The following is a 13,674-nucleotide window of genomic DNA, read 5'->3' as shown; positions in this document are numbered from 1 at the left end:
CTTAAATTGCAGGATACCATCGCGTTATGTCTGACTTTCGTGAACAAGCACTACATTATCACTCACATCCCGTACCTGGTAAAATTAGCATTGAGCTAACAAAGCCCGCTGAAACGGTTCATGATCTCGCACTTGCGTATAGCCCAGGTGTTGCCGAACCTGTACGTGAAATTGCTGCAGATCCTGCAAATGCATATAAATATACCGGTAAAGGTAATATGGTTGCGGTTATCACTAACGGTACTGCAATTTTAGGACTTGGTAATTTAGGTCCTTTAGCGTCTAAACCAGTGATGGAAGGTAAAGCGTTATTGTTTAAACGTTTTGCAGGACTTGATTCTATCGATATTGAAGTTAAGCACAAAACAACAGAAGACTTTATTAATACGGTTGCCAACATTGCCGACACATTCGGCGGTATCAACCTTGAAGATATTAAAGCCCCAGAGTGTTTCGAAATTGAAAAGGCATTGATTGAACGTTGTAGTATTCCGGTTTTTCATGATGATCAACACGGTACTGCAATTGTAACGGCTGCTGGTATGCTCAACGCGCTAGAAGTACAAGGTAAATCAATTGAAGATGCAATTATTGTATGTTTAGGGGCTGGCGCTGCAGCAGTTGCGTGTATGGAGCTGTTAATTAAGTGTGGTGCACTGCGTGAGCACATTTACATGCTTGACCGTAAAGGTGTTATTCATACTCGTCGCGATGACTTAAACGAATATAAACAGCTTTTTGCTAACAATACGGATAAACGTACGCTGCAAGATGTAATTGCAGATGCGGATGTATTTGTAGGCGTTTCTGGCCCTAACTTATTAGCGGCTGAAGATTTAAAGCTAATGGCAGCAAAACCGGTTGTGTTTGCGTGTTCAAATCCAGATCCTGAGATTGATCCTGCACTTGCGCACGGCGCACGCAACGATTTAATTATGGCAACAGGGCGCTCTGATTACCCTAACCAAGTTAATAATGTTTTATGCTTCCCGTTTATTTTCCGTGGTGCACTTGATGTACGTGCAAGCGCTATTAACGATGAAATGAAAATTGCTGCAGTAGAGGCTATTCGTAGTATTGCCAAAGAACCTGTACCAGCAGAGGTTTTAAAAGCCGCTGGTGTTGATAAACTAGAATTTGGTGCGCAGTATATTATTCCAAAACCAATGGATCCACGTTTACTACCGCGTATAGCAAGAGCTGTTGCACTTGCTGCTGTTGAGTCGGGTGTAGCACAAATTGATTTACCAGAAAATTATATGCAATAAATCTACACAGTAGAGCTATGCAATAAAATTTAGACATAAAAAAACCTCAGTATTAACTGAGGTTTTTTTATGTCTTTGTAATATTTATACCAATTCCAATAAATAGCTGATCTATTTTACTTGCTAAAACAACCCATTTCTTTGTTGTAAATTTCGCAAAGGGAATAACCATTTACATCAATTTACGCCTAGAACTGAATTATTTTTTCGGCGTAAAATTTAGATCACATACTTAATGGAATTGGTATTATTCTTCGTTTAAAACAGGTACTTCTAGACCCATTTCTTGCATTATTTTTTTAACTTCTTCAGGTACTTTTTCTGCGTTATCTTTACGTAGGTCGTCGTCATTTGGTAAAGGTTGGCCAGTAAAAGCATGCAAAAACGCTTCGCATAGCAATTCACTATTTGTAGCATGGCGAAGGTTGTTGATTTGACGACGTGTACGTTCGTCAGTTAATACCTTTAATACATTTAGCGGGATCGAAACGGTGATCTTTTTAACTTGCTCTGATTTTTTCCCGTGTTCTGCGTATGGGTGAATATACTCACCATTCCATTTAGCCATAAGATGTATCGTTGCCTCAGATTATTAATTTCTCACACGGCATAAAAAGCGTGTAAATATGCGTGAAATTCTATCGATTTAAAAAAGATAGTCAAATAATAGATACAGATCTACCTTAATAAGCCTATTGTGAATGTAAATATAGGCGCACTTTAACAAACTTAATTGTGGCGTTAGTTATGGCTATCTTTATTTTTAGCCATCTAGAGCTTTAAAATACTTTGACTTATCAAAATGGATAACTTACTCTTTTAGACGTCTAAACATCCAAATTAATCAGGTGACGAATATGAGCGAAGAAAATAAAGCAACCATTGCTGTGCGTAACGGCGTTGATGCTGATAAACATCATGGAGCGGTAGTACCGCCAATCTATTTATCGACTACGTATTCGTTTGCCGACTTTGATACTAAACGCGAGTATGACTATGGTCGTAGCGGCAATCCTAATCGGGATATTTTAGCTGAAACGCTTGCTAAGCTTGAAGGTGGTGCTCGCGGCATAATTACTGCTACAGGCATGGCTGCCGTACATTTAGCTACTCAGCTACTTAACAGTGACGATACGCTAGTAATTCCACATGATTGTTATGGTGGTAGTTATCGTTTATTTACATCGCTGCAAAAACGCGGCTTACTAAAGCTCGAAATACTCGATTTAACAAAAGCAGAAAGCCTGCAACAAATTTTAGCAATTAAACCTAAGCTTATTTGGATAGAAACCCCAAGTAACCCAGTACTTCGTTTAACTGACATTAAAGCGGTTACCGATGTTGCAAAAAAATGCGGTGCATTGGTGGCTGCAGATAACACGTTTTTGTCACCGGCCTTACAAAATCCTATTAAGTTTGGTGTTGATATTGTGGTGCATTCAACTACTAAATACATTAACGGACACTCAGATGTTGTGGGCGGCGCTGTTATTGCCGCAACACAAGAGCTAGGCGATGAGCTTGCTTGGTGGGCTAATAACATTGGTATTACGGGTGCGCCTTTTGATAGCTATTTAACGCTGCGTGGTTTACGTACTTTAAATGTGCGCCTAAGGCAGCATCAAGAAAATGCACTGGCAATAGCTGAGTACTTAGAAAACTCTGAATTTGTAAGCCAAGTTTATTACCCTGGTCTTAAGTCACATCCTCAACATCAGCTGGCTAAAGCACAACAACTTGGTTTTGGTGGCATGGTTAGTTTTGATATTAAAGGCGATATAAACGACGCTGCGGCATTTTTAACTAGCCTTAAAACGTTTAGTTTAGCTGAGTCACTAGGTGGCGTAGAGAGCTTAATTTGTCATCCTGCAACCATGACGCACGCAGGCATGGATGCAACAGCACGTTTAGAGGCGGGTGTTGGCGATACGCTTATTCGTATTTCGGTAGGTATTGAAGATATACACGATTTAGTCGCTGATTTTGAGCGCGTGTTTGAACTTGTAAAACCAGGGCAAAATAAAAATGTTGGCCGTGTTGGCAAAGGTGCAGGCACTTCTGGTGGTAACGTTAAATTAAGTGCAGCCCGTCCGGCGCTTTGGTAAGTAATACCAATCCACAATAATACCTAATCAATTTGAGGGATTAAACCGGACGCTAACGTCGTTAAAAATTTCTGATATACGACTGCATGGATGCAGGAGGTAGAGCAATGCAGGAGCAATTAGTGATAACAACTAAATAACGAAATTTTTGCCTTGTTATCGGCACGGTTTTCTTACCTCAAAATAGACTACTTAATTAAGCGAATTGGTATAAATATGGTCAATTGTATACATAAATTTGGTGGCTCGAGTTTAAGCTCGAGCGATCGCTATCAAAGTGTAGCAAAAATAATAATTACGCATACTCAACCAGGTGATTGTGTGGTGGTATCGGCTGCGGGTAAGACAACCGATACGCTAGTATTACTTTGGCAAAGTTATCAAAAAGAAGATACTCAAGCAGTCGCCGATATTTTATTGCAGTTAAATAACCATCAAAGTGATTTAATAGAGCAGCTATTAGAAGCCGATTTAAAGCGAATTGCACTTAAAACACTAAGTATCGAGCTTAGCTATATTGCAGAACTTACTCAGGCTGAGCAGCTAAAAGAGGCTGCGTTACTTGCACATGGCGAACTGTGGTCAGCTCGTTTACTAGCCACTTATTTGCAGCAGCTAAATATTGAGGCATGTGCTCAAGATGCTCGCACTCTTTTTACCTTAAGTGATGGCGAATTAATGCACGCAGAAAATGTGCAGCAATGTGGGCAGTTAATTTTACCTAATAAAATAAATGTTGTTACTGGGTTTATTGCCGCTGATATTAAAGGCGAGACAGTAACGCTTGGACGCAATGGTAGTGATTACAGTGCAACACTGCTTGCAAATTATTGTAATGCTAAGCAAGTATGTATTTGGACTGATACGCAAGGAGTGTTTAGTACTGATCCACGTAAAGTGCAAAAAGCGATTAAATACGGCAAAATTTGCCGTGGACAAGCTAATTTACTGGCTCGTTTAGGTAATCCTGTTTTACATGCTAAAACGCTATCGCCTTTAAAAAACACTAATATAAAGCTAGCTGTACGCAGTAGTTTTGACGTTCAAGCAAGTCCAACTCATATTGTTAAAGAAGGCCTGGCTAAGAAAAAACGATTTATAACGACACTACAAAATGTTGACCTATTAATGGTTGAAGGATTAAGTGAGGGAGAAGTTGCAAGTGTTAGTCAGCTTATTCAGCATAGCCTTCATCACTTTAATCACAATGGTGAAGTGTATTTAGTTGTACCGGCAGCACAAACTTATCTGGTTATTAATTATTTTGCGGGTAGGGCAAATATTAGTGAGTCAAATTTAAACGGCTGTGCAATTGTAGCGCCTGAGCAAGACGTTAATATATTAAGCTTACAAGCATTAGATTTATTAAAACTTCACAGTATAAAACCTCGTTTTGTCCATCAAGATACTGAATATGCTTTATTACTTACCGATCAATTTATAGATAGCGATATACAAAGTGCTTTACATGATAAGCTAATTAATAAAGGCCAAGAAATAGCAATTATAGTTGCGGGGCTTGGTAACGTAGGTGATGCTTTTATTAAGCAGTTATCGGCGCAATTTGAGCGTTTATCAGATGACTTTAGCATTAAATTAGTTGCATTAGTACGCTCTCAAGAGATGTTGTTTAATCCAAGTGGAGTTAATCCTCAAACATGGAAAAAACAATGGCAGCTTGAGGCAAAAAAATACCAAAGTAGTGATTTATTAAATGCAATTAGCGAGCTTGATTACGAGCGTAAAGTAGTCATTGATATTACTGCTAGCGAGCAATTTAGCCAGCTTTATACTGGTTTTGTCCAAAGCGATTGTCATTTAATTAGTGCAAATAAATATGCGGGTACAGCGCCTACGCTCTGGTATCAAACTCTTAGAAATAATTTGGCAGAGCGCAACTTACATTGGCGATATAATACAAGTGTCGGCGCTGGTTTGCCTATTAACTTTGCCTTGGCAGATTTGCAAAATAGTGGCGATAAAATAACACGTATAGAAGGCGTATTTTCAGGTACGCTTTCGTGGTTATGTAGTAAATATGATGGTTCTACCGCATTTTCTGAGTTGGTACTAGAAGCACAGAAAATGGGATTCACAGAGCCAGACCCTCGCGAAGATTTATCTGGGCGAGATATGCAGCGTAAGCTACTTATTTTAGCTCGAGAGCTAGGTGTAGAGCTTGAACTTGAACTTGATGATATTAGCTTGTCGGCATTGATGCCAGATGAACTTACGCTGGGAAATTGGGATGACTTTTTAAATAAAAAAGCACAGCTAGATGCGTTCATTGAAGAGCATGCAGCCGCAGCAAAAGTTAAAAATTCAGTACTTAGGTACACTGGGTTATTAGAAATTACAAACGATAAAGTAATTGCTAAAGTGGGAATCGCGTATGTGCCAAATGGTAATGCGTTAGTGAATTTAACACCGGGCGATAATATTTTTGTAATTAATAGTAAGTGGTACAACGACAACGCATTAGTGATTCAAGGACCTGGGGCAGGCAGGGAAGTAACCGCAGCAGGTATTCATTCAGATTTATATTGGCTTGTTCAAAACTTAAAATAGATTTTATATTTACACGAAATAAAACGGCCGCTTAAATAAGCGGCCGTTTTTGTATTACATACATATTATTAAAATAGTTCTTCTTCAGTTTTTGTGTCTTCTTCAAATATATCGTTAGGCTGAGATAGCACATACTTTGTAGGGGCGGTGCCTTTTTCAAAATATTCAAAGCGACTTGTGTAGTCGTTTTTATGACTCAACAGGCCAGTAGCTAAATCAATGCGGATTGAAACAAGCCCTTCAGGCGGTTCAATTGGCGCTTCAGGTGTTCCCTCAAGTGCGGCTTTCATAAACTCAATCCATGCAGGTTGTGCTGTTTTAGCACCCGATTCAGCGCCTGATATTTGGCTACTATCAAGGTTGTTATTGTAAGTTGAGCGACCAAGAGAGTTGCCAGGGTTATCAAACCCAACCCATACAGAAGTCATCACTTTACTGTTAAAACCACTAAACCAAGTATCTACAGAATCGTTTGTTGTGCCTGTTTTCCCCGAAAGGTCGCGACGTTCCAAGGCTTGCGCGCGCCAACCTGTACCACTCCAACCTGTTTTATGAGCCCAGCTTCCGCCGCCCCAAATACCACTGTGCATTGCATCAGCTATTAAAAATGCATTCTGCTTAGATATAATTCTCGGTGCACACTTTTTTGGTTGATCCACTTCAACGTTACTATTGTGTATTGAGAGTTCATTGTATGTTGGTAAAGACTCTTCGTCACAGGCAAGAGCAGGGTTTGCTTCAAATAATACATTGCCGTAGGCATCTTGAATCTCTGAAATAAAGTAAGGTTCAATTAAGTGACCACCATTGGCAAATGTACTCATACCCCTGGCAAGTTCAAGAGGGGTGATAGAAGCACTACCAAGCGCTAGTGATTCACTGCGATTAATGTCAGCGTTTTTAAAGCCAAATTTCAGTAAGTGATCGGCTGTACGTTGTAATCCTACACCGCGTAGCAAACGCACCGAAATAACATTTTTAGACTGTGCTAAAGCACGGCGAATTCGAATAGGTCCATTGTATACAGCAGGGCTGTTTTTAGGGCGCCATGCTACGCCTTGGCTTTTATCCCATTGGTTTATAGGTGCGTCGTTTAATATAGACGCAAGCGTATAACCTTTTTCAAGTGCTGCTGAGTATATAAACGGTTTTATATTAGAACCAACTTGACGCTTAGCTTGTACCGCGCGGTTGTATTGGCTTTGCTCAAAGCTGTAACCCCCTACAATAGCTCTAATTCTACCGTCCTGTGGATCGAGTGAAACAATGGCACTTGATGCTTCTGGTATTTGGCTTAGTAAGTAGCTGTCATCATCATTTTTACGCACCCATATTTGCATTCCTGGCGTTAAAATATCAGTCGCAGCTTTTGGAGCAAAGCTTTGGCGGTAGCGAGTAATATATTTACGCGCCCATTTTAAGCTATCCCAAGTCAGCGTTGTTTGCTCACCGTTTTTAAGCAGTACCGTTGCTGTTTTATCATTAACGCTAAGCACAGCAGCTGCTTTTAAAGTGCCTAACTCATTTGCGCTCTGTAATTTATTGAGTATTTGCTCTTTGGTTAAAGCCGGTTGTGTTTCAGGATTCCATAAAACATCAGTAGGCCCTCTAAAACCGTGGCGCATATCATAATTATGTAAGTTATTTACAAGTGCGTTTTGCGCTGCTTTTTGAACCTTTGACTCTACTGAGGTGAATATTTTAAAACCTGAGTTATATGCTTTATCAATTCCATAACGCGAAACCATTTCGGCGCGTACCATTTCAGAAATATACGGTGCGTATAAGTTTATTTCTGCACCATGAAAATAAGCGGTTATAGGTTGGCTTGTTGCTTCGTTATATTGTTCTTGTGTTATGTAATCTTCGGTTAGTAAGCGGCCTAAAACAACATTTCGACGTGCTTTTGCACGAGTCGGGTTACGAATTGGATTTAAAGCCGAAGGTGCCTTAGGCAAACCTGCAATCATCGCCATTTGGGCAAGTGTTAAATCTTTTAATTCTTTGCCGTAATATACTTGCGCTGCCGCACCAATACCAAAAGCACGATTACCTAATTCTATTTTATTAAGATAAAGCTCTAAAATTTCGTCTTTTGTTAATACATCTTCGATATGCAGTGCTATAAATATTTCTTTAACTTTACGAATATAGGCTTTTTCGCGTGTCAAAAAGAAATTACGAGCAAGCTGCATGGTAATAGTACTTGCGCCTTGTTTTTTCTCGCCGGTAGATATAAGAACAAGGGCTGAGCGTACAATACCTATAGGGTCTATGCCTATGTGGTCGTAAAAACGATTATCTTCCGTCGCTAAGAACGCATTAATTAACGTTTGAGGAATTTCATCAATAGTCACAGGAATACGGCGTTTTTCACCAAATTGATTGATTAAAAGCCCATCTTTAGTGAAAACTTGCATAGGAGTTTGTAATTGCACGTCTTTTAAAACTTGCACACTGGGGATATCAGGTTTAACGTAGTAATAAAGGCTGACCAAAGTGATCAGACCAATTAACACACAAATGATAAAAAATTGTAAAGTTCGTTTTAATAAAATCACTTATATTTCCCTAAATGGACTCCCAATTGCGAGTTTTGACTGCTAGTATATATTGATTAAAAAATGAATAATATTTTTTCATATAAAAATTATAACTTGTTTATTATTAAAACAAAGGCCAAGTTGAAACATGCTAAGTCAACTATTTCAAAAACCGTCCCCGATGATGGTAGGAATTGATATTGGATCGCACTCTATTAAGGCTGTGCTTTTACGTGAAATTGAAACAGGATTTCGACTAGAAGCACTTGCAATTGAGCCAATGCCAAAAGGCGCAATGAGTGAGCGCACAATTCAAGATATCGAAGCGATTGGTAACGTAATTTCAAAATTAAGAAAAAAATTACCAAAATCATTAAAATCTGCAGCAGTAGCTGTTTCAGGCCAAACAGTCATTACTAAAGTGATCTTCATGGATGTATCGTTAACTGATGCTGAACTTGAATCACAAATTGAAATTGAAGCCGATAGTTTAATCCCATACCCACTTGATGAGGTAAGCCTTGATTTTGAGAGGCTTTCGACGAATGAGGCAGATCCTAGTAAAATGAATGTTTTGCTTTCTGCTGCTCGTACTGAAAGTGTAGAAGCGCGTGTTGGCGCTTTAGAAGCGGCAAACTTAGAAGCTAAAATAGTTGATGTAGAAAGCTATGCATTAAGTCGTGCAATGGATGTTTACTACCAACAGCTACCTAGCGACGCATTTAATAAATGTGTAGCGGTGGTTGATATTGGTGCAGTTTTAATGCTTGTAAGCGTAGTACAAGCAGGTGAGACAATTTATACACGTGATCAGGTTTTTGGCGGCGATCAATATACAAATAGTATTGTGGCTTATTATAATAAAGGCTTTGATGAAGCCGAAATTGGTAAAACATCAGGTGATTTACCACCAAACTATACTTTTGAAGTATTGGCCCCTTTTCAAACCTCGTTACTTCAACAGGTGCGACGTGCAGTACAAATGTTTTTAACAACCAGTGGTAAAGAACAAATTGACTATATTGTATTAACGGGTGGGACATCGATGATAAAAGGTATTGACCGATTGCTCATCGAAGAGCTCGGTATTCACTCTGTCGTAGCTGAGCCTTTTGAGAATATGGAAATTTCACCTAAAGTAGATCGTAATGTGATGCAGCGTCACAAAACACAGTTTGCAATTGCGACTGGGTTGGCATTAAGGAGTTTTTCAACATGCCATATATAAATCTACTGCCTTGGCGCGAATTACAACGCGAAGAATCGAAAAAGAAATTTGTAACTATACTTGTTGGTGTCGTTATAATTTGTTTTGCGAGTATGTATTTATTGAGCTCTTTTTATGGTGCTTTAAAAGATGGGCAAAACTTAAAGAATAACTATTTAAGCTTAGAAATTAGCATGTTAGATAAAAAAATAAGTGAAATAAGAAGCTTAGATAAAAGAAAAGAAAACTTACAGCAGCGTATGAGGCTTATTGAAGAATTACAAAGTAGTCGTAACCTGGGTACGCAAATAATGGATGAAGTTGCCAAAATAGTGCCCGGTGGCGTTTATTTAACAAAACTAGAGCGCAGAGGCAGCCAAATACATGTGTTAGGACGTAGTGAGTCTAATAACCGTTTATCGACAATGCTGCGCGAAGTACAAAGTTCATATTTACTAGAGAATCCTTCAATGCAGGGCATTGTTGCAGGCGATCAATCGTCGCGTTTACTAAGTGATTTTAATATGGAATTTTATGTAAAACCATTTGATAAAATTGGTGAGGTTAGCGATGAACCTTGATTTTAAAGCACTGAGTGAAATTGATTGGAATGAAATAGAGCTTGATAACATTGGCGATTGGCCTATTGCTGTTAAAGCAATTTGTTGTGCGTTTGTTGCTGGGCTTGTATTGTTTTTTAGTTACAGCCTATTAGTTTCTGATGAAATTGATAGCTACCATAGTGCGGTTGCTAAAGAAGTTGAATTACGTACTACTTATCGTACTAAATATGCAGTAGCGAGTCGGATCGATGTTTATCGTCAGCAAATGATTGACATGGAAGGTAAATTTTCACAGCTATTAAAACGTCTACCTACTTCGAACGAAACTCCTGGCTTACTCGATGATTTGTCGTATGTTGGGACAACGAGTGGCCTGACTTTTTTAAAAATAGGTTGGTTGCCAGAGGTTGAAAAAGAATTTTATACCGAGCTGCCGATTAAAATTGAAGTGATAGGCACCTATCATGAGTTTGGTGAGTTTGTAGGTAAAGTGGCCCAGTTACCACGAATTGTGAGCTTGCATGACTTTTCTATTTTATCATCGGGCGATAAACAGTTAACATTCAGTGTTGTTGCAAAAACATATCGTTATGAAGAAGGGGTTAAAAAATGAAACTCCTTCGCGTAGTACCTTTAGCGATAGCCTTTGTTTTAGCTGGTTGTAATGATGACACTTCTGAGCAAAAAGAATTCATTGATCAGGTAAAAGCAAGTACAACGCCAAGGGTTGAGTCAATCCCTGAACTGACAAAGTTTGAAATATTTGAATACAGTGCAGGCCAGCTACGCAGTCCGTTTGTAGCGCCTCAGCCTGAAATAATTCAAAATAAATTAACGCAAGTAAAAAACTGTTTGCACCCAGATCAAGAGCGTCGCCGCGAACCGTTAGAAAAATACCCGCTAGATAACTTAGCAATGAAAGGCACAATTGGTTCTAGTGGACAAATATGGGCATTAATAACAGCAGCAGATGACACTTTACACCGCGTAACGGTAGGGAATTACCTTGGTAGTTATGATGGAAAAGTAAAAACAGTAAGTAACGACTATATAGAGTTAGTGGAATTAATCCCTGATGGGTCTGGCTGTTGGAAAGAGCGCCTGACTAAATTAGAAATGTTAGAGGCGGCAACAGATGGCGCAAATTAATAATAAAAAAGGTAAAAATAGCATGTATAAGGACGTACTTTGGCTTCATCGTATTTCACGAGTATTATTGGTTGCTGTTGCTTTAGTCACTGTAAATACAGCCGTTGCAGGGCCATTACTATACGATGTTCGTTATAACCCATTACTTAAAGGCGAGACTGAATTACAGCTTGTTTTTGATGAAGAGTTAACGCTTGAGCCAAAAGTTCAGGTGTTTAATAGCCCAGCCAGAATCGAAATGTTTTTTGATACCGCTGAATTAGAAGTTGGTTTAAATGATGTTGCAGTTAATCAAGCTGGGATTAGCAATGTAACCAATGTTTTAACTGATAGTGGTTTAAAAGTAACAGTAAACCTAGATAGATTAAAAATTTATGAAACCGAAGTTCATAATAATTTAGTATCAATACGCGTATCGGACAACCCACTTACAGAATCTGAAAACGAAGATGTAGTGATGGATTCAGGTGATGTAAGCGGAAATTATATTAATCGTATTCAGTCAATTGATTTTAGACGTGGTGAAAAGGGCGAAGCTAAAGTACTCGTATTCTTACAAGATACTCAAGCTGCAATTGAAGTGCACGAAAGTGGCGGGAAAATTTATGCAGACTTTCACCATACCGATATTTTAGATGACCTACTTTATGAATTAGATGTATTAGATTTTGGTACTGTTGTAAGTAATATCGAGACATTTAAAGAAGATGGATTAAGTCGTGTCGTTATTGAGCCAAACGCTCAGTTCACGTTTACGTACCAGCAAATAGATAATATTTTAACGCTGACAGTAGAAAAAGATGAAACGCAAAATGCCTATTTAGATGGTGGTGTGGAGTATCAAGGTCGACCTATGACCTTAAATTTTCAAGATATTTCTGTACGCGCAGCACTACAAATTATTGCGGGCTACAACGACTTTAACTTAGTAACTAGTGATTCAGTCACGGGCAATATAACACTACGCTTAGATGGCGTACCGTGGGATCAAGCGCTTGATGTAGTACTGCGTATTAAAGGGCTAGATAAGCGCATGGATGGCTCTATTTTAATGGTAGCACCTGCAGAAGAACTAGCTGCACGTGAAGCTAAAGATTTAAAAGCTAAACAGCAAGTTGAAGACTTAGAGCCTCTGTACAGTGAATACATTCGATTAAACTATGCTAAGGCCGAAGATTTTGCTGATTTATTAAAAACAGATAGAAACAGCATTATAACAGCCCGTGGTAGTGTATCGGTTGATCAGCGTACAAATACCTTATTAGTAAAAGATACGGTAAAGAGTATAGAAAATATCCGCCGCATGATTGAAACACTCGATATTCCAGTACAGCAGGTTGTAATAGAATCTCGTATGGTAACTGTGCGTGATAATGTTACTGAGGACTTAGGCGTACGCTGGGGCTTTAGTGACCAAGGTAGTAGTGTTGGTATTTCAGGCTCACTTGAAGGCGCAGAAGGCATTTATAACGCGACATCAACTTCAAATGCGCCAAGTATTTCAGATCGATTAAATGTAAATTTACCTACATCAAACCCTGCAGCAAGTATTGGCTTACACATAGCAAAACTGGCTAATGGTACGTTAATTGATTTAGAGCTAAGTGCGCTTGAAAAAGAGAACAAAGGTGAGATCATTGCAAGCCCGCGCATTATTGCAGCAAACCAGCAAAAAGCGCGAATAGAGCAAGGTACTGAAATTCCTTACACTGAGTCAGCTTCAAGTGGTGCTACTACCGTAAGCTTTAAAAAAGCGGTACTGAGTTTAGAAGTAACGCCTCATATAACCCCGGATAATAAAGTAATACTAGACTTAGTGATTACTCAAGATACACGTGGTGATACCGTACAAACGGGTACAGGTGAAGCTGTGTCTATTGATACTCAAGAGATCCAAACACAAGTGTTAGTTGAAAATGGCCAAACCGTCGTACTCGGTGGTATTTTCCAGCAGCAAATCATTAATACTACAAGTAAAGTACCAATTTTAGGTGATATTCCTTATGTAGGAAGACTATTTAAAAGCACAAGTGAGTTTAATGAAAAGCGTGAATTGCTTATTTTCGTGACACCAAAAATACAAATTGATTAAAATACAGTGGTTTTATGTTAACCAATGGGTGATTATTTAGATTAATTGCTCGTTATATGGCTTTTTATCCTAATTGACTTGAAATACCCCTGCAATTACTGAGATAATCCCCTCCTTAATTTTGGGGCCAGGTCGTTAGGCGGGGTTTTATTTCAAATTTTAGAGTTTGTTTGTACTAA

General features: G+C 38.9%; 10 protein-coding genes. 8 read left to right on the top strand and 2 right to left on the bottom strand.

Annotated elements, in window-relative coordinates; translation table 11 throughout:
- The first annotated feature begins 26 nt into the window (after positions 1-26).
- On the top strand, positions 27-1,268 hold the full coding sequence (locus tag I6F53_RS00680) for a malic enzyme-like NAD(P)-binding protein (protein WP_197238195.1): 1,242 nt from the start codon (positions 27-29) through the stop codon (positions 1,266-1,268).
- 247 nt (positions 1,269-1,515) lie between these two features.
- Here I6F53_RS00680 and metJ read toward each other — a convergent pair whose 3' ends face one another.
- Positions 1,516-1,836 (bottom strand): met regulon transcriptional regulator MetJ, encoded by a 321-nt coding sequence (metJ, locus tag I6F53_RS00675; protein WP_007586263.1) that lies wholly within the window; start codon positions 1,834-1,836, stop codon positions 1,516-1,518.
- A gap of 289 nt (positions 1,837-2,125) precedes the next feature.
- On the opposite strand from metJ, the gene metB reads away from it, so the two are divergent.
- Both metB and metL read left to right on the top strand, forming a co-directional pair.
- On the top strand, positions 2,126-3,373 hold the full coding sequence (metB, locus tag I6F53_RS00670; RefSeq protein WP_197238194.1) for a cystathionine gamma-synthase: 1,248 nt from the start codon (positions 2,126-2,128) through the stop codon (positions 3,371-3,373).
- Positions 3,374-3,589: 216 nt separating this feature from the next.
- On the top strand, positions 3,590-5,941 hold the full coding sequence (gene metL / locus I6F53_RS00665) for a bifunctional aspartate kinase/homoserine dehydrogenase II (protein ID WP_197238193.1): 2,352 nt from the start codon (positions 3,590-3,592) through the stop codon (positions 5,939-5,941).
- Positions 5,942-6,009: 68 nt separating this feature from the next.
- On the opposite strand, the gene I6F53_RS00660 is transcribed toward metL, so the two are convergent.
- Complete coding sequence (locus I6F53_RS00660; RefSeq protein WP_197181224.1) at positions 6,010-8,502, bottom strand: penicillin-binding protein 1A; 2,493 nt, start codon at positions 8,500-8,502, stop codon at positions 6,010-6,012.
- 130 nt (positions 8,503-8,632) lie between these two features.
- Between I6F53_RS00660 and I6F53_RS00655 the strand changes: the two genes are divergently transcribed.
- The 5 genes from I6F53_RS00655 to I6F53_RS00635 are packed head-to-tail and all read left to right on the top strand — an operon-like array spanning position 8,633 to position 13,495.
- Entirely contained in the window at positions 8,633-9,712 is a 1,080-nt protein-coding gene (locus I6F53_RS00655) for a pilus assembly protein PilM (RefSeq protein WP_197181225.1), read from the top strand.
- Positions 9,700-10,272, top strand: coding sequence for a PilN domain-containing protein (locus I6F53_RS00650; protein WP_197238192.1), 573 nt, complete (start codon positions 9,700-9,702; stop codon positions 10,270-10,272). Before I6F53_RS00655 ends, I6F53_RS00650 begins: the two co-directional genes overlap by 13 nt.
- Positions 10,262-10,867: a type 4a pilus biogenesis protein PilO gene (locus I6F53_RS00645; protein ID WP_166419928.1), complete on the top strand. Its 606-nt coding sequence runs from the start codon at positions 10,262-10,264 to the stop codon at positions 10,865-10,867. The genes I6F53_RS00650 and I6F53_RS00645 overlap by 11 nt, the downstream gene beginning before the upstream one ends.
- Entirely contained in the window at positions 10,864-11,403 is a 540-nt protein-coding gene (locus I6F53_RS00640; RefSeq protein ID WP_197238191.1) for a pilus assembly protein PilP, read from the top strand. The genes I6F53_RS00645 and I6F53_RS00640 overlap by 4 nt, the downstream gene beginning before the upstream one ends.
- Complete coding sequence (locus I6F53_RS00635) at positions 11,390-13,495, top strand: type IV pilus secretin PilQ (protein ID WP_197238190.1); 2,106 nt, start codon at positions 11,390-11,392, stop codon at positions 13,493-13,495. Before I6F53_RS00640 ends, I6F53_RS00635 begins: the two co-directional genes overlap by 14 nt.
- Positions 13,496-13,674 lie beyond the last annotated feature (179 nt).

Source organism: Pseudoalteromonas sp. SWN29 (genome assembly GCF_015864465.1).
In the GTDB taxonomy this organism is placed as follows: domain Bacteria; phylum Pseudomonadota; class Gammaproteobacteria; order Enterobacterales; family Alteromonadaceae; genus Pseudoalteromonas.
Note: the sequence above shows the minus strand (reverse complement) of the source record. Positions and strands in the feature narration are given on the sequence as shown.